This window comes from Rhodovulum marinum (assembly GCF_004343075.1).
Lineage (GTDB): Bacteria > Pseudomonadota > Alphaproteobacteria > Rhodobacterales > Rhodobacteraceae > Rhodovulum > Rhodovulum marinum.
In genome coordinates this window covers 408,295-424,926 of record NZ_SLXP01000001.1, presented here as the reverse complement: position 1 = coordinate 424,926, position 16,632 = coordinate 408,295, and the positions used below count along the sequence as shown (strand labels likewise).

General features: G+C 68.4%; 15 protein-coding genes. 6 read left to right on the top strand and 9 right to left on the bottom strand.

The window, feature by feature from the left end:
• Positions 1-1,524: a malonate--CoA ligase gene (locus EV662_RS02090; RefSeq protein WP_132460464.1), complete on the top strand. Its 1,524-nt coding sequence runs from the start codon at positions 1-3 to the stop codon at positions 1,522-1,524.
• A gap of 298 nt (positions 1,525-1,822) precedes the next feature.
• On the opposite strand, the gene EV662_RS02085 is transcribed toward EV662_RS02090, so the two are convergent.
• The 9 genes from EV662_RS02085 to EV662_RS02045 all read right to left on the bottom strand — a co-directional run bounded on the left by EV662_RS02085 (position 1,823) and on the right by EV662_RS02045 (position 11,342).
• Positions 1,823-2,188: a hypothetical protein gene (locus EV662_RS02085; RefSeq protein WP_132460463.1), complete on the bottom strand. Its 366-nt coding sequence runs from the start codon at positions 2,186-2,188 to the stop codon at positions 1,823-1,825.
• Between the two features lie 57 nt (positions 2,189-2,245).
• Positions 2,246-2,566 (bottom strand): hypothetical protein, encoded by a 321-nt coding sequence (locus tag EV662_RS02080; RefSeq protein ID WP_132460462.1) that lies wholly within the window; start codon positions 2,564-2,566, stop codon positions 2,246-2,248.
• Positions 2,567-2,792: 226 nt separating this feature from the next.
• Positions 2,793-3,218 carry a hypothetical protein gene (locus EV662_RS02075; protein WP_132460461.1) on the bottom strand — a complete coding sequence of 142 codons (426 nt, stop codon included), beginning with the start codon at positions 3,216-3,218 and terminating at the stop codon, positions 2,793-2,795.
• A gap of 139 nt (positions 3,219-3,357) precedes the next feature.
• Positions 3,358-4,563: an NAD(P)/FAD-dependent oxidoreductase gene (locus EV662_RS02070; protein WP_132460460.1), complete on the bottom strand. Its 1,206-nt coding sequence runs from the start codon at positions 4,561-4,563 to the stop codon at positions 3,358-3,360.
• Complete coding sequence (locus tag EV662_RS02065; protein WP_132460459.1) at positions 4,560-5,378, bottom strand: NAD-dependent epimerase/dehydratase family protein; 819 nt, start codon at positions 5,376-5,378, stop codon at positions 4,560-4,562. Before EV662_RS02065 ends, EV662_RS02070 begins: the two co-directional genes overlap by 4 nt.
• Positions 5,375-6,994, bottom strand: a complete 1,620-nt coding sequence (locus tag EV662_RS02060; protein ID WP_132460458.1) for a hydantoinase B/oxoprolinase family protein — start codon at positions 6,992-6,994, stop codon at positions 5,375-5,377. Before EV662_RS02060 ends, EV662_RS02065 begins: the two co-directional genes overlap by 4 nt.
• Before the next feature lie 3 nt (positions 6,995-6,997).
• Positions 6,998-9,073 (bottom strand): hydantoinase/oxoprolinase family protein, encoded by a 2,076-nt coding sequence (locus EV662_RS02055; protein WP_132460457.1) that lies wholly within the window; start codon positions 9,071-9,073, stop codon positions 6,998-7,000.
• Between the two features lie 95 nt (positions 9,074-9,168).
• On the bottom strand, positions 9,169-10,410 hold the full coding sequence (locus EV662_RS02050) for a lytic murein transglycosylase (RefSeq protein ID WP_132460456.1): 1,242 nt from the start codon (positions 10,408-10,410) through the stop codon (positions 9,169-9,171).
• A gap of 68 nt (positions 10,411-10,478) precedes the next feature.
• Positions 10,479-11,342 carry a MurR/RpiR family transcriptional regulator gene (locus EV662_RS02045; RefSeq protein WP_132460455.1) on the bottom strand — a complete coding sequence of 288 codons (864 nt, stop codon included), beginning with the start codon at positions 11,340-11,342 and terminating at the stop codon, positions 10,479-10,481.
• A 164-nt stretch (positions 11,343-11,506) separates the two neighbouring features.
• Here EV662_RS02045 and EV662_RS02040 point away from each other — a divergent pair, with 164 nt between their 5' ends.
• From EV662_RS02040 to EV662_RS02020, 5 genes are all read left to right on the top strand, one after another.
• Positions 11,507-11,998, top strand: coding sequence for a TRAP transporter small permease (locus EV662_RS02040; protein WP_243695740.1), 492 nt, complete (start codon positions 11,507-11,509; stop codon positions 11,996-11,998).
• Positions 11,998-13,281 (top strand): TRAP transporter large permease, encoded by a 1,284-nt coding sequence (locus tag EV662_RS02035; RefSeq protein ID WP_132460453.1) that lies wholly within the window; start codon positions 11,998-12,000, stop codon positions 13,279-13,281. Before EV662_RS02040 ends, EV662_RS02035 begins: the two co-directional genes overlap by 1 nt.
• 34 nt (positions 13,282-13,315) lie before the next feature.
• On the top strand, positions 13,316-14,353 hold the full coding sequence (locus EV662_RS02030; RefSeq protein ID WP_132460452.1) for a TRAP transporter substrate-binding protein: 1,038 nt from the start codon (positions 13,316-13,318) through the stop codon (positions 14,351-14,353).
• Between the two features lie 77 nt (positions 14,354-14,430).
• The gene (locus tag EV662_RS02025; RefSeq protein ID WP_132460451.1) at positions 14,431-15,693 is read left to right on the top strand and encodes a diaminopropionate ammonia-lyase; all 1,263 of its coding nucleotides are present in this window, start codon (positions 14,431-14,433) and stop codon (positions 15,691-15,693) included.
• Positions 15,690-16,604, top strand: coding sequence for an N-carbamoyl-D-amino-acid hydrolase (locus EV662_RS02020; protein ID WP_132460450.1), 915 nt, complete (start codon positions 15,690-15,692; stop codon positions 16,602-16,604). The genes EV662_RS02025 and EV662_RS02020 overlap by 4 nt, the downstream gene beginning before the upstream one ends.
• Positions 16,605-16,632 lie beyond the last annotated feature (28 nt).

The window sequence follows — 16,632 nt, the reverse complement described above, 5'->3', positions numbered from 1 at the left end:
ATGGCGAACCCGCTCTTCGATCACCTGTTTGGTCGCCATGCCGGCAAGACGACGCCCTTTCTGCACCTGCCCGATGGCCGGACGGTCACCCACGACGCCTTCCTGAAACAGGCCGCGCGGCTGGCCCATGTCCTGAGCGACCGGGGCTTGCGCCCGGGCGACCGGCTGGCCGTGCAGGTCGAGAAATCGCCCGAGGCGCTCGCGCTTTATGCCGCCTGCATGCAGGCCGGCATCGTGTTCCTGCCGCTCAACACCGGCTATACGGTCGAGGAACTGGCCTATTTCATCGAGAACAGCGGCGCGGCGCTGGTGGTCTGCGACGGGGCCGGTGCGGCCGGGCTTGCGCCGCTGTGCGAGCGGCTGGGCGCGGGGCTGGAAACGCTGAACGCCGACGACACGGGAACGCTGATTGGGCGGCTGTCCGAAATGCCCGACAGCTTTGATACCGTGGAGCGGGCCGAGGAAGACTTGGCCGCGCTGCTCTACACCTCGGGGACGACGGGGCGGTCCAAGGGGGCCATGCTGACCCAGCGGAACCTGTTGTCGAACGCCGAGACCCTGGTGGAATACTGGCGCTTCACGGCCGACGACGTGCTGTTGCACGCGCTGCCGATCTTTCACACCCACGGGCTGTTCGTGGCCACGAACGTGACGCTGGCCGCGGGCGGCGCGATGATCTTCCTGCCGAAATTCGACCTCGACGCGATCCTGGACGGGATGCCCAAGGCGACCGCGATGATGGGCGTGCCGACCTTCTATACCCGGCTGCTGGGCGATCCACGCTTTACGCGCGACCTGGCCCGGCACATGCGCCTTTTCATCTCGGGCTCGGCCCCGCTGCTGGCCGATACCCACCGCGAATTCGAGGCGCGCACCGGGCACCGCATCCTCGAACGCTACGGCATGACGGAAACCAACATGAACACCTCCAACCCCTACGAGGGCGAGCGGCGGGCGGGCACCGTAGGATTCCCGCTGCCCGGGGTGGAGGTGAAGATCACCGATCCCGCGACGGGCAGAACCCTGCCGCCCGGCGAGGTCGGACAGATCGAGGTGCGCGGCCCCAACGTGTTCAAGGGCTATTGGAACATGCCCGAAAAGACCCGCGAGGAACTGCGCGAAAACGGGTTCTTCATCACCGGCGATCTGGGCCTGATCGACGACCGGGGTTATGTCCAGATCGTCGGCCGCAACAAGGATCTCATCATCTCGGGCGGCTACAACATTTATCCCAAGGAAATCGAGCTGGTGCTGGATGCCCAGCCCGGCGTGCTGGAAAGCGCGGTAATCGGCGTGCCGCATGCCGATTTCGGCGAGACGGTGCTGGGGCTGATCGTGCCCCGTCCCGGCGAAACGCCCGACCTCGACGCCATCGCCGAGGCGGCGCGGGCCTCGCTTGCGCGGTTCAAGCATCCCCGCAAGCTGATCGTGGTCGACGCCTTGCCCCGGAACACCATGGGCAAGGTGCAAAAGAACCTCCTGCGCGAGGCCTATGCCGACAGTTTCGCCGCGCTGGGCAGCTAGGCCTAGAACCGGCTGGCCTCCTTGCCAAGGGTTGGCCTGGACCTCGTCTTTATCGGGCCATGCGCGCCGCGATCGACCCTCGATCTGCTGGTCGGCGGTGCAATCATCCTTTGGGGCACCCATCGTTCCGGGGGCGTACTCGGTCGGCCCATTGCGACGCCCCTTGAGCGGTGCTTGGACCTGGCCCGATCGGGCGTTTCCCGCTGCAAAAGGCGCTAAGGGTTCAGATCGGGTTCGGCGACGGCGATCGACCGGGGGCGGCATGGGCACGGGGCAGGGGAGACCTGCCCCGGCCGGCTCACGGCGCCAAGAGGTAACCCGCGCCGTAGATCATCGTCAGCACCACGATCGTGAAAGCCCAGTGCAGCAGTGCGGTCCGGCCCGCATCGGGGCTGGCCGTTTGCTTGCGCGCGCAGATGCCGCAATGGCTGTCGGTGCCCGGGATCGGCGTGCCGCATCCGGCGCAGGTGCCATCGGGCCGGGCGACCGTGCGCCGCGGGGCACGGGAAGGCGGTGGTGCGGGCTCGCGGGGCATCGGCGGCGGTGTGGCGGGGCTGCGCGGTGCCCGGCGTGCCGCGCGCCAGCGCGTTGCGCCCTTCACCATAAGCGCCAGCGCCCCGGCAGTGGTCAGCAGGCTCGCAAGAGCCGGAAATGTCGTGGTCATGTTCGATCCTGGAAAGGCGGCGCCTGCGGGCGCGGCCGGGTTGATCCGTTCGACGGTTCAGCCCATCTGGCGCGGCGGCGCCCGCGCGCTGTGCGCCGTCTCCATGTTCGACCTGACCGGTGCTTGCGCAGGCATGTTCCGGTTCGCCGCCAGGCGGCCCGGCGGGGCCGGGGAGGTGGTCGTGCACGCTGAGTGGATCGTATCGGTCTCGGGCAGCGATGGATCGGCGGCCGTGACGCGGTTTTCAAGCCCGACGGCAAGCGGCGGCACCAAATGGTCCAGAACCACGGCCATTCTGGCCGTGACCGCCGCAAAGGATCCGCCCGCTACCGCAGCGCCCTGCAACAGCAGAGCCACGGCCAGAAGAATGGCCAGCACGGGGCGTGGAAACCGTGATGCCCGGCATGCGTCAGGGCAATCCAACGGCAAGGCGCCCGACGGCATGCTGGCGATGAGAAAGTGGCGCGACGGGTCCAAGGGTGCAACGCCTGTCCAGGGCCGGGGGCGGTCGGCCGCCACCCGGGAACCCGTCGGATATGGACATCGCCGTTTCGGGTTCAAGTGCCCGCGCGGCGCGGACCGCATGCCGCGCCGCGCGATCGCGTTATTTCTGTACTTCGCCGGTGATGATCTGCCGGATGAACTTGGAAAAGGCATTGTCCGGTGCGCCCGAACTGCCGCCCGAAACCTCGCCGCCAGCGACCGTTGCCCGATCGCTCAGCAGCGGCAGGTTCAGTGCGCGCGACAGCGGCGTGGGGTCGTTGGTTTTCAGCTCGACATTCGTGGCCCGCCCACTCAGCATCGGCCAGTTGAACCGGCGTGAAAACGGTGTCGGATCGTCGGTCCTCAGTTCCGTCGACGTCGTCCGCCCCTGCGACAGCAACGGCAGGTTCAGCATGCTGGAAAACGGCGTGGAACTGACGCGGTCGAGGTCGATATTCGGCTTTCGGGTGCTCAGCAGCGGCCAGCCGAACTTGCTTGAGAACGGAGTCGGGTCGTCGATCAGCTGTTCGGTCGTCTTGTCGGCCATGGGTGCCTCCTGTGCGTTAAACTATCGAGAAATGAACGTGTTTTTCAAAAGCGCAGGGACAAGGGGGCGGCCCGCACAAGATTGCCGACTCTTGCGATTCTCATCGGTTTGTGAACGCGTTTGGCCGCAGATGGCGGTCTCAGATCACCGCCCGTTCCAGGAAGGGCCGGTTGCCAAGGATGCGCGCGACACCCAGGTCGGACAGATCGAGCGTTCGGAACCCGCCATGGGCGATCAACTCGGATACCGCCCGCCCGGTGGCCGGCGCCTGTTGCAGCCCATGGCCGGAGAATCCGTTGGCGAAGATGAAATTCGGCAACTCGGGATGGGCCCCGACGATCATGTTATGGTCGAGCGTGTTATAGGCATACTGCCCGGCCCACATGTTCACCACCTTGATCGCCTCGAACGCCTCGGACCGCGCGGCGAGGGCGGGCCAGACGATTTCCTCGAATTCGGCGTGTCGGGGCTCGAAATCGTCCCGGTCGACGGCCGCGTCGTCAACGGGCACCCCGCCGGTCAGGAAATAGCGCCCCTCGGGGCGGCAATGCACGCCCGTGACATCGACCATCAGTGGCAGCCGCCCGCCATTCACCCGCGCCGTGCCCTCGGGCGAGCGGGCGCAATCGAACACGAACAGCGTGCGCTTTCGGGGTTCCACGGGGATGTCCAGCCCGGTCATCCGCGCCACCATCGCCGCGCGCGGACCGGCGGCATTGACCACCGTTCCAGCCCTCACCGTCACGCCCGATTTCAACGTGACCGAGGCAACCCGGCCACCCGTGCATCCGATTCCCACCACCTCGTCGGTGACGTACTCCGCGCCCAGTTCGCGCGCCTTGGCGCGGAATCCCTGCAGCAGCCCCATGTTGTCGAACCACCCCTCGCCCGACCGCCCGTAAGAGGCCAGCGCGATATCCTCGACCCGCAGATGCGGGAAGGCATCGGCCAACGTGTCGCGGTCCCACAGCACGACATCCGCCCCGCAGGCCCGCTGCACCGCGTGGTTCTCGCGAAGCGTCTGCGCCTGTTCCGGCGTGCGCGCGAGAAACAGGTAACCGCCGGGCTGAAAATTCAGGTCGGGCCGCGCATCGCCCACCCGCATGGTCTCGGCGAAATCGCGGATCACCTCGCCCGCGTATTGGCTGATCTTCACGTTGATCGCGTTCGAAAATTGCGTCCGGATCGACGAGGCCGACAGCGCGGTCGAGGCCCGCGCATAGGTCGGGTCGCGCTCGACCACCAGGATCGTGCCGTCGAAATCGGGGTTCGCGGCCAGGTGATAGGCCACCGACGACCCGATCACCGCGCCGCCGACGATCACCACGTCATGGCTGTCCCTCATTCGGCCCCCGCGTCGTCGGGGTGGCCGAGATCGACGAACCAGCCGCCCAGGAACCGGGTCGCGGGGGCGTCGGGGTCGGGCGGATCGGTGCGCGCCTCGACGCCCGCGCGATAGGGGTCCGCGCTGTCCTGCGGCACATACCCCAGGTGGCCCGCCTTGGTGTTGTCCACCGGTTTCACCCGGTTGTCGGACAGCCCGAAGCTGATCGTGTGCCCGACGAAGGGCGCCGTCAGGGCTGCCGTCACCAGACGGCAGCAATCGTCGTGGCTCAGCCAGGACCACAGCATCCGCCGGTCCGCGGGTTCGGGGAAGGACGAGAAGATGCGCAGGCACGCCGTCTCGATCCCGAACTTGTCCCAGTAAAGCCGGCTCAGCGCCTCGACGAAACATTTCGACACCCCGTACAGGCTGTCGGGCCTGACCGGCGCCTCGGTGTCGATCTGCGCGTCGAGCGGGTGATAGCCGATGGCATGGACCGACGAGGCATAGACCATCCGGCCGACACCATTCTTCCGCGCGCCCTCGTAGACGTTGTAGGACCCCCGGATCGTGGAATCGAGGATCTCGGCCCAGGGCTTTTCCAGCGGCGCGCCGCCGAAATGCACGATGGCATCGATGCCCTTTGTCACCTCCATCACGGCCTCCGCGTCGACCAGGTCCAGGATCGCGGCCTCTTCGTTGGGGCGCAGGTCGGCAATCTCGACCCGGTCGGTCAGGCGCAGCCTGTTCGCCAGCGGGGCCAGGCCCTGGCGCAGTTCGGTGCCCAGTCGCCCGGCGGCGCCGGTGATCAGGATGGTGTCATAGGGTCCGGTCATGGTTCCTCTCCGCTGACATAGCCCTTGCGGCGATCCTCGGCCCGGGCCTCGGGGGCGCGCCGTTCGGGCGGCCCGTAACCGCCGCCCCCGGGCAGTTCCAGCACCAGCCGGCGGCCCGCGGGCACGAATTGCCAGCCCTTCGGGCGCAGCGCCGTGCCATCGTCCAGCGCAACCCGGCCCGCCGCCCCCGCGGCCCCGCCCGCGCGGCCCCTTGGCGGGCTGCCGACGCGGTCGAACATCGCCGAGAACTCGAATTCGTGGCCGTCCAGCGGCGCGATCTCGATCACCTGGCCCAGCCCGCCGCGGAATTCCCCGTCGCCGCCCGACCCTTCGCGCAACTCCTTGCGCCAGACGACGATCGGCCCGGTCTGCTCGGTCGCCTCGATGGGCATGGTCATCACCCCCGAGGGGAACGCCGTCGCCGACAGCCCGTCAAGCCCCGGCCGCGCCCCCATCCCGCCCGAGTTGAACATCAGCACCTCGGCCCGCCGCCCGTCCTGCCCGGCCACCGGCCGCGCCGAGATGTGGATGTTCCAAAGCGCCCCCGCGCCTTCGGCCGGAATGCGCCCCGGCAGCGCCCCGGCCAGGGCGCCCAGCACCAGGTCGGGCACCAAATGGCCGATCACGTGGCGCAGCGAGACGGGGGCGGGGCGCGGCGCGTTCACCACGTTTGGGGGGGACGTCACCTCGACCGCGGCCAGCGAGGCGGCGTTGTTCGGGATGTCGGGGGCGACCACGCATTTCACCGCGTAGGCGGCATAGGCCTTGGTGTAGATCATCGGGGAATTGATCCCCCAGCGGCTGACCGGCGACGACCCGTCGAAATCCACCAGCACCCGCTCGCCCTCGACCGTCACCTTCGCCGCCAGCCGGATCGGGTCGTCATAGCCGTCGCTCGTCACCGCGTTGGTCCAGCTGCCCCGCGGCAGCGCGGCGATCCGTTCGCGCATCGCCCGGCCGGTCCGCGACAGGATGAAATCGCCCAGGGCGCCAAGGTCGGGCAGGCCGGTTTCGTCCAGCATGCCCCCCAGGCGGCGCAGCCCCACCTCGTTGCAGGCCGCCAGCGAGTAGAAATCGCCGACCACCTGGTTCGGCTCGCGCACGTTCGCGCGCAGCAGGCGGATCAGGTCGGCATTCACCTGCCCCCGCATGGCGAACCGCATGATCGGGATCTGCAACCCCTCTTCGTAGACCGACTTGCCATCCGCCCCGAATCCCCGCCCGCCGATGTCGACGATATGCGCCGTGCAGGCGAAGAACCCGATCAGCGCGCCCGCGCGGAACACCGGCGTGACCATCGTGATGTCGTGCAGGTGCCCGGTGCCCAGCCAAGGGTCGTTGGTGACGTAGGTATCGCCCTCGGCCATGTCCCCGGGCGGGATCGCGTCCAGAAAGTTCCCCACCGCCTCGGCCATCGTGTTGACGTGGCCGGGCGTGCCGGTCACCGCCTGGGCCAGCATGCGCCCCTCTGCGTCGTAGACCCCCGCCGACAGGTCGCCCGCCTCGCGCACGCTGGTGGAAAACGCGGTGCGGACCAGCGTGGTGGCCTGTTCCTCCACCACCGAGATCAGCCTGTTCCACATCACCTGCAGGCGGATTTCGTCGATCTGGTCCATGGCTCAGCCCTTCCGAAGCAAAAGGATGGCGCCGTCGGCCTGGATCACCGCGTCGAAGGCCGAACTGACGACGGTCGAGGTTTCGGTCTCGACGATGATCGCGGGGCCGATCACGCGCGTGCCGGGCGGCAGGGCGTCGCGATCGTGGATCGCGGTGGGCAAGTTTGCGCCGCGGCCCGGGTCGAAGACCGCGCGCGAGGCCTTCGCCGTGACCGGCGTGCCGCCGGTGTCCAACGGATGGGTTTCGGGCTGCGGGCGGATGTCCTGTGCCCGCACCGACCAGCTGACGATCTCGATCTCGGGGCCGTCCACCGCGCGGCCGAAGAACGCGGCATAGCGATCGCGGAACGCCGCGGCGATCTCCTGGCCATCCGCGGGCGCAAAGGCGCGGTCGGGCAGCGTGACCGGGATTTCCCAGCCTTGCCCCGCATAGCGCATGAAGGCGGTCACCTCGCGGGTGATCGCGCCCTCGGTCCCGGCGCGCACGAACCCTTCGGCCTGCGCCTTCAGCCCGTCCAGCAGGGCATTCACCGCATCGGCATCGAACCCCGACAGCCCCATCACCTGCGAGGCCACCGCCTCATAGCCGAAGGGCGCCCGCAGGAACCCGATGGCCGACCCCACGCCCGCCCCGCGCGGCACCAGGCAGCGGTCGATGCCTAGCTTTTCACACATCCGCGCGGCATGGAGCGGCGCCGCGCCGCCAAAGGCGATCATCACCTGGCCGGCGATGTCCTTGCCGCTTTCGACCGCGTGCACGCGCGCGGCGTTGGCCATGGTCTCGTCCACCACCTCGGTGATGCCGAAGGCCGCGGCGCGCGTGTCCAGCCCCAGGGCCGTGCCCACCTCACCCGCAACCGCCGCCTCGGCCCGCCCGACCGACAGCGCGATCTTGCCGCCCGCGAAATTCCCCGGATCCAGCTTGCCCAACAGCAAATCCGCATCGGTGATCGCAGGCCGCGCGCCGCCCCGCCCGTAACAGGCCGGCCCCGGTTCCGAACCCGCCGATTCCGGGCCCACCTGGATACGCGCCATCGCGTCGACCCAGGCCAGCGATCCGCCGCCCGCGCCGATCTCGATCATCTCGATCACGGGAATGGAAATCGGCATCCCCGAACCCTTGCGGAACCGATAGGTGCGCGCCACCTCGAAGCTGCGCGCGGTACGCGGCTGGAACGCGTCGATCAGGCAGATCTTGGCCGTCGTCCCGCCCATGTCATAAGAGACGACCCGCTCCAGCCCGAACCGCCGGGCGATATCCGCGGCGAAGATCGCGCCGCCCGCGGGCCCCGATTCCACCAGCCGCACCGGAAAGGCCGCCGCCGTCTCGACCGGGATCAGCCCGCCACCCGAGTGGATCATCACCACCGGGCAGCCCACGCCCATCGCGCCCAGCCGCGCCTGCAGCCGCGACAGATAGCTTTCCATCAGTGGCCGCACATAGGCATTGGCGCAGACCGTGTTGAACCGCTCGTATTCGCGCATCTGGGGCGCGACCTCGGACGAGATCGAAATGGGCAGGTCCAGTCGGGCGGCGAGGATTTCCCGCGCGCGCTCCTCGTGCGCGGGGTTGGCATAGGAATGGATGAACCCGACGGCGACCGCGCCAAAGCCGCCCTTCGCGATCCGCTCGGCCAGCGCCGCCAGCGCGGCCTCGTCCAGCGGCTGCAACTCCTGCCCCTCGGCGCCGATCCGGCCCGCCACGGGAAACCGGTCCTCGCGCGGGACCAGCGGCGTGGGCAACTGAAGGTTCAGGTCGTATTGCTCGAACCGGCTTTCGGTCCGCATCTCGATCACGTCGCGGAAACCTTCGGTGGTGACCAGCGCGGTGCGCGCGCCCCGCCGTTCGATCAGGGCGTTGGTGGCTAGGGTCGTGCCATGGATCACCAGGCCAATCTCGCCGGGGGCCACGCCCGCCTCGGCGGTGACCAGCGCGATGCCGTCCAGGATCGCCTGTTCCGGCGCGTCGGGCGTCGTCAGCACCTTGGCCGAATGCAGCCGCCCGCCATTGTCCAGCACGATATCGGTGAAGGTCCCGCCGATATCGACGCCAACGCGGATGCCCTGTTCGTTCGCCACGCCTTACCCCTTGCGCTGATGGCCAAATCGTCGACCGTCCTCGCGCCGATGGTGCCCCCGAACGCGGCCGGGCGAAACCGGAAAAGCGGTATGCCTCAACGCGCCAGCGCAGCCTTCATCCCTGCCTCGGGGAAACAGGTGGCAGGCCGCCCAAGCGATTCCTGCCAGCGCCCGATGGACCGACGCGTCTTGAACCCGGGCAGACCGTCCGCCCCGCCCACGTCATGGCCCATACCTTCCAGCGCGCGCTGCATCGCCGCGATGTCGGACCGGTAAAGCCCGCCCACGGGGCCCCACGCGCCCTCGAAATCGCCCATGCCATAGGCGATCCGGTCGCCCACATGGCCGACGAACAGCGCGTAGAGGTCGCTCATGTTATAGTCCTTCAGGACATAGAAATTCGGCGTCACGACAAAGGCCGGCCCGTTCCGCCCCGCGGGCATCATCAGGAACCCCTCGCCCCGGCGCTCGTGCACGGGGAAGGGTTTGCCTGAGACTCGGGCGACCCCCATCGCCTCCCACTCCTCGATCGGGCGGCCCTGGTCGGGGCCTTCCAGCGTGCAGGACACCGACGCGGGCACCCGCACCTCGAACCCCCAATCGCGCCCCGGCACCCAGCCGTGCCGTTGCAGGTAAGTCGCGATCGACGCGATGGTGTCGGCCTCGGACCGCCAGATATCGGCCCGCCCGTCGCCGTCGCCATCCACGGCGTATCGCAGATAGCTCGACGGCATGAATTGCGGCTGGCCCAGCGCGCCGGCCCAACTGCTTTTCATCGCGCCACCGGGCACCGCGCCGGTTTCCGCGATCTTCAGCGCGGCGATCAGCTCGTCGGTGAAATAGGCCGCGCGCGTGCTCATGAAGCCCTTGGTGCCCAGCACTTCGAACGCGTCATGCGGGATCGCGACGCGGCCATACCCGCTTTCGCGGCCCCAGATTGCCAGCACGATCCGCCCCGGCACGCCGGTTGCGCGTTCCACGGCGGCCAGCGTGCCCGCATGGCGCCGGGCCATCTCGCGGCCGATGCGCGTGGCGGTCGCCACCGTGTTCGGGGCGAAATACCGTGCGGGCGATCCGAACTCGGCCTGGCGCTGCCGTTTCGGCGTTTGCGCCGTCGCGCCCGGCGGCACCAGGTCGGGCAGGTCCCAGTTCAGCCGCACACCCGAAAAGGCCGTCTCGAAGGTGGTCCGCGACACGCCCTCGGCCCGGGCGCGTGGCCAGACCGCCTGTTCCAGCCAGGCGCTGAACTGTCGTTCGACGCCGGCCCGGTCCTGCCCGGCGGCGGGTGGGGCGAAAAGTGCGAGGACGAGGAACAGCAACGGGGCGGCAAGGCGCATCGGCGGGCTCCGGGCGTCGGGATCGCGGGCAGCATAGCGGCTGGGCGCCCGATGCAAAAGACACGGGCCTAGCCGTCCAGTTCGTCCAGCGCGTCGTGGATCGATTCGATCCGCTCCAGGTGATCGCGCGCGGCCGGTCCCAGCCGCCCCATGGTGGCCAGCGCAACCAGCCGCAAGACCGCGATCGCGCCGACATAGCTGTCCAGGGTCTGCTGGGTCTCGACCGGGCAGACAAGCGTCCAGCGCACCTCGGCGGGGGCCTCGCGGATGCCCGGATCTGCCAGCAGCACGATATCGGCCCCGGTCGCGGCAACCGCACGCACGAAGCGGCCGAACCCCGCGGGGCGGCGGCGCAGGCCGACGATGATCACCGCATCCTCTGCCGAAACGCCCGCGATCCCCTCGGCCAGGGTCTGGCCGGGGGCGTTCAGCATCTCGACATCGGGGCGCATCTGCGCCAGGGCGCGGCGCCCGAAATCGGCGGCGACGTGGCTGTTGCGGAACCCCGCGAACCGAACCCGCCGCGCCCGGGCCAGCCGCATCGCGATCCGGTCCAGCATGTCGCCGTCAAGCTGTGCCAGCGTGGCCTGCAACAACGCCGTTTCCGTGGCCAGCGTCTCGGTCAGGGCATCGCTTGGCCCATCCGCCCCGGCCCTTTCTGCGAGGTACAGCGGCGATCCCGCGGCGCGCATGGTGCGCGCCTCGCGGCGGGCCTCCTCGAAGGAGCGATACCCAAGCCGGCGCACGAATCGCGAGATCGTCGCGTTCGACACCGCGGCCCTGTCCGCCAGTTCCGAGGCCGACCAGACCGCCAGTTCCCCGGGCATCGCCAGCACGATATCGGCGGCCCGGCGTTCCCCGGCCGGAAGGGCGCGATAGGCTTCGTGAATCCGGCGCGTCAGCGATGGGCGATCTGCCTCGGATTTGGGCAAGTGACCTCCGGCGCGAAAAGATTTTTTCTGTTTTCGTTGACTCTATGAAAACGCAGTTTCAGCCTCGGGTGCAAGGGAACGATCCGAAACCAGACCGCATCAGGGACCGGGAACCGCCCAGAATGGGTGATATTGCATCCTCTGCCAAAATTCTGAGCAAGCGCGTGAACTGGCTTGTCGAACGGGTTTGCGTGGCGCTTCTGGTGCTGCTCGTCCTCGATGTCTGGCTGGGGGTGCTGGTCCGTTACGCGATCCCGCTGCCGCTGACCTTCACCGAGGAACTGGCACGCTACCTGATGATCTGGATGGCGTTGCTGGCGGTCTCGTCGGGCATCGCCTATCGCGAGCATATCGGCGTCGCCTTCCTGTTCGAGCGGCTGCCCGCCTCGGCGCGGCGCTGGCTGGCGGTGGCCTTCGACGTCGTCGGTTTCGCCTTCTTCTTCGCCTTGTTCTGGTACGGGCTGGGCTTTGCCGAAAGGGGCATGTCCCGGTTCAGCATGATCTACGGCATGCCCAAGGGCTATGCCTTCGCGGGCGTGCCGCTGGCTGCCGCCGTGGCCTGCGTGCAACTGGCGCTGATGGGCGTGCACGACTTCTTCGCGCGCGAAGAGCTCGACAGGATCGCCGCCGCCACCCCGGATCCAAGGGTGCGCTGATGGGTTTCTACCTCGTCCCTCTCGCGTTCTTCGGCCTGATGGCGCTGGGCATGCCGGTGGGCATTTCCATCGGCGTCGCAGGGATGGTCGGCATCCTCGACATGGGGCCGCGTTTCATGGCAATGGCGCCGGACCGGGTGTTCGCGGGGCTCGACATGTTCCCCTTCCTCGCGATGCCCTTCTTCATCCTCGCGGGCGAAATCATGAACCGGTCGGGCATCACCGCGGGGCTGGTGAAACTGGCCGATGCGCTGGTCGGCTGGATGCGCGGCGGCATGGCCCATTCCAACATGGTGGCCAGCGTCATGTTCGCGGGCATCACCGGGTCGGCCACCGCCGATGCCGCGGCTTTCGGCAACACGCTGGTGCCCGCGATGCAGAAGGCGGGCTATTCGCGCCCCTATGCCTGCGCGGTCACCGCCGCGGGGTCGATCATCGGGCCGACCATCCCGCCCTCGACGCTGGCGATCATCTACGGCTCGATCATGGGGGTGTCCATCGCCGGGCTGTTCGCCGCGGGCATCCTGCCGGGGCTGCTGATCTGCGCGGTCTGCATGGCCGTCATCGCGCTGACCGCACGGGCCAAGGGCCTGCCCAAGGGCGAGGGGCGGCCGAGTTTCCGCATCGTGGTGCAAGCCTTCCGCGAGGGGTTCCTCGCCGCGCTTTTGCCGGTGTTCATCCTCGGCTCGATCCTCTTCGGCATCGCCACGCCGACCGAGGCGGCGGCCATCGCCGTGGCCTATGCCCTGTTCGTGGGCGGCGTGATCTACCGCGCGCTGACCTGGCAGGACCTTTACCAGATCGCGGTGCGCACCACCCGGATCACCGGGGTGATCTTCCTGATCATCGCGTCCGCTACCATCCTGGGCTGGTGGATGACCTTCAACCGCGTGCCGCAGGCCATCGCCGCGGGGCTTTTGGCGATTTCCGACAACCCGCAGGTCATCATCGGGCTGATCGTGCTGCTGCTCTTGGTGATCGGGCTGGTGATGGACATCAACGCCACGCTCATCATCCTCGCCCCCGTGCTGGCGCCGCTGACGCTCAGCCTCGGGATGGACCCGGTCCATGCGGGCATCATGATCATTCTCGCGCTGAACATCTCGCTGATGACGCCACCCGTTGGCGCGTGCCTTTTCGTGCTGTCCTCGGTCACCGGCGAAAAGATCGAGGCGATCACCCGCGAGCTTTGGCCCTTCATCCTGGCCGAGGTGGCGATCCTGTTGCTGATCGCCTTCTGGCCCGACCTCACGCTTTTCGTGCCACGGCTGTTCGGACTGTGACCAGCCCAAAATCCAACCAACAGGGAGACCACCCATGACCATGTTCAAGACCTTCGGCGCCACGCTCGCCGCAGCCCTGGTGGCAGGCCAGGCCTTTGCCGCCGACGTTACCATCCGGCTCGCGCACCTGAACCCCGAGGACCCGTTCCAAAGCCATTCCGGCACCATGGCCGCGGTTTTCAAAAGCCTCGTGGAATCGAATTCGAACGGCGAGATCGAGGTGCAACTGTTTCCCAACGGCCAGCTCGGCAAGGATAACGAGGTGATCGAACAGGTCCGCACCGGGCTGGTGGAAAGCACGATCTCGTCCGCCGGTGGCATCGCGCAGCATTACAACCTGGTGGGCGTGTTCGACATTCCCTTTGCCTTTCCGAATATCGGGGTGGCCAGCCGCGTGATCAGCAAGGACTCGAGCTTCGGACAGAAGTTCATCGCCGATCTCGAGTCCAAGACCGACCTCAAGGTTCTGGGGATGATCGACTCGGGCGGGTTCTTCGCCTTCACCAACTCGAAAAAGCCGATCGAAAGCGTGGCCGACATGGAGGGGCTGCGCATCCGCACCATGACCCTGCCGACGCACGAGGCGATCGTTTCCTCGCTGGGCGGCCAGCCCACGCCGCTGCCCTGGGCCGAGGTCTATACCGCGCTGCAAACGGGCGTCGCCGACGGGCAGATGAACCCGGTGCCGATCATCGCCTTTGCCAAGTTCGATGAGGTGCAGAAATATCTCTCGATCACCAACCACGTCATCACGCCCTACATCTGGTCGATGAACGCAGATTTCTATAACGGCCTGTCGGACGAACATCGCACGCTGGTCAACTGGGCCGCCGAGGTCGCGACCGAGTCGGGCCGCGCCATGAGCCGGGTGATCGAGGCGTCCGACCGCGGCCTTCCGGCGCTGGCCGCCAAGATGGAAGTGAACGTGGTGCCTCCCGCCGAACAGGCCAAGTTCGCCGAGGCCGCCCAGCCCGCCGTCCGCGCCCTGATCGAGGACCAGTACGGCGCCGAGGGCATCGAGATGCTGGACGCGCTGCTTGCCTCGATCGAGGAAGAGAAGGGCGCGTTCTGATCCGCTTGCACCGGGTCTGACGCCACAGCAAAACCGGCCGGGGGCGCCCCGCCCCCGGTCGAGGATCGAGGACAGCCATGACAGCCGAGATTTCACGCCGCGGCCCGGACGTCGCGCGCCCCTTCACGCTGGTGAAGAACCCCACCGCCGCGCACCGCGCCCCCTGGACCGACGACCAGAACGCCATCCTCAACGACGCGGCCTTCAGTGCCGCGCGGGCGACGATTTCCTCCTGGCCGGGCTATGCGCCCACGCCACTGGTCGCGCTGCCGGGGCTGGCGCAGGCGGCGGGCGTCGCCTCGATCCACTACAAGGACGAATCCACCCGCTTCGGTCTTGGCAGTTTCAAGGCGCTGGGCGGGGCCTATGCCGTGGCCCGCCTGTTGCTGCGCGAGGTGGAAACCGCCAAGGGCCACCCGGTGCCCATGGCGGAAATCGTCTCTGGCGCCCATGCCGATATCGTCGCCGGAATCACCGTCTGCTGCGCCACCGACGGCAACCATGGCCGGTCGGTCGCCTGGGGCGCGCAGACCTTCGGCTGCCGGTGCGTGATCTTCATCCACGCCACCGTGTCCGAGGGCCGCAAGGCTGCCATCGAGGCCTATGGCGCCCAGGTCCGCCGCTGCGCCGGCAATTACGACGACAGCGTGCGCGAGGCGCAGGACACCGCCAGCCGCGAGGGCTGGTTCGTGGTCTCGGACACGTCCTACCCGGGTTACATGGATATCCCCAAGGACGTGATGCAGGGCTATGAACTGATGGCCGCCGAGGCGTTCGAGGCATTGCCGGAACCGCCCACCCACATCTTCCTGCAAACCGGCGTGGGCGGCATGGCGGCGGCCGTTGCCGCCCAGGCGAAACGCCGCTGGGGCGAGCGGCGCCCGGTGATCGTGCTGGCCGATCCGGACGACTCCGCCTGCTGGGTCGATAGCTACCGGGCGGGCACGCCCACGCCGGTTCATGGCGATCTGGATACGCTGATGGCGGGGCTGGCCTGTGGCGAGGTCTCGGCGCTGGCCTGGCAAATCCTCGCCACCCATGGCGACGCCGTGATGGCGGTGCCCGACGCGGCCGCGGTCGAGATGATGCGCCGGCTGGCCGACCCGGTCGCGGGCGACCCCCCGCTTGTCGCAGGCGAATCCGCCGTGGCGGGGCTCGCCGCGCTCTTCGCCGCGATGAACGACGCGGACGCGCGCGAGGCGCTCTGCCTGACCCCCGCTGCCCGCATCCTCGTCTTCGGCACCGAGGGCGACACCGATCCCGGCCTTTATGCCGACCTCGTCGGCGCCGATGCCGCCACAGTCCGCACCCGCCGCACCCGACCGGAGAGCCCCGCATGAGCCGCAAATTCATCGTCGCCGCCGCCCAGATGGGTCCCATCGCCGCCGACGAGCCCCGCACCTCGGCCGTCGCCCGCATGGTCGCGATGATGCGCGAGGCACACGCGCGCGGCGCCCGCCTCGTCGTCTTCCCCGAACTCGCGCTGACCTCGTTCTTTCCCCGCTGGTTCATCGAGGACCGGGACGAACTGGCCCGATGGTACGAAACCGAAATGCCGTCCCCCGAAACCCGCCCGCTCTTCGACGAGGCCGCGCGGCTGGGCATCGGGTTCCACCTGGGCTATGCCGAACTCACTCCCGAGGGCCGCTTCTTCAACACCGCCATCCTCGTCGACGAAACCGGCGTCATCGTCGGCAAGTATCGCAAGATCCACCTGCCCGGCCACCGCGAGAACGAACCCTGGCGCCCCTTCCAGCACCTTGAAAAACGCTATTTCGAAAAGGGCGACCTCGGCTTTCCGGTGTTCGATGCGCTGGGCGGGCGGCTGGCGATGTGCATCTGCAACGACCGCCGCTGGCCCGAAACCTGGCGGATGCTGGGGCTGGGCGGCGCGGAACTGGTGGTGCTGGGCTACAACACGCCGCTGCACTACCCCCCCGCGCCCGAACACGACCACCTGCAATATTTCCACAACGACCTGTCGGTGCAGGCCGGCGCGTACCAGAACGGGCTCTGGGCCGTTGCCACCGCCAAGGCCGGGCGCGAAGAAGGCTGCGACCTGATCGGCGGCAGCCTTATCGTCGCGCCTACCGGCGAGATCGTCGCCCGCACCGTGACGCTGGCCGACGAGGTGATCACCGCGACCGTCGATCTCGACCGCTGCGCGGAAATCCGGCGCAACATCTTCGATTTCAAGCAGCACCGCCAACCCGCCGACTACGCCGCCTTGACCCGGCCGGGCACCGGCTGACGCCCTTCTTCTTGGTCCAAGTACCCCG

Coding starts and splice junctions, on each gene's coding strand:
- EV662_RS02090 (WP_132460464.1), top strand. CDS start 1: ATGGCGAACCCGCTCTTCGATCACCTGTTTGGTCGCCATGCCGGCAAG.
- EV662_RS02085 (WP_132460463.1), bottom strand. CDS start 2,188: ATGACCACGACATTTCCGGCTCTTGCGAGCCTGCTGACCACTGCCGGG.
- EV662_RS02075 (WP_132460461.1), bottom strand. CDS start 3,218: ATGGCCGACAAGACGACCGAACAGCTGATCGACGACCCGACTCCGTTC.
- EV662_RS02070 (WP_132460460.1), bottom strand. CDS start 4,563: ATGAGGGACAGCCATGACGTGGTGATCGTCGGCGGCGCGGTGATCGGG.
- EV662_RS02065 (WP_132460459.1), bottom strand. CDS start 5,378: ATGACCGGACCCTATGACACCATCCTGATCACCGGCGCCGCCGGGCGA.
- EV662_RS02060 (WP_132460458.1), bottom strand. CDS start 6,994: ATGGACCAGATCGACGAAATCCGCCTGCAGGTGATGTGGAACAGGCTG.
- EV662_RS02050 (WP_132460456.1), bottom strand. CDS start 10,410: ATGCGCCTTGCCGCCCCGTTGCTGTTCCTCGTCCTCGCACTTTTCGCC.
- EV662_RS02035 (WP_132460453.1), top strand. CDS start 11,998: ATGGGTTTCTACCTCGTCCCTCTCGCGTTCTTCGGCCTGATGGCGCTG.
- EV662_RS02030 (WP_132460452.1), top strand. CDS start 13,316: ATGACCATGTTCAAGACCTTCGGCGCCACGCTCGCCGCAGCCCTGGTG.
- EV662_RS02025 (WP_132460451.1), top strand. CDS start 14,431: ATGACAGCCGAGATTTCACGCCGCGGCCCGGACGTCGCGCGCCCCTTC.
- EV662_RS02020 (WP_132460450.1), top strand. CDS start 15,690: ATGAGCCGCAAATTCATCGTCGCCGCCGCCCAGATGGGTCCCATCGCC.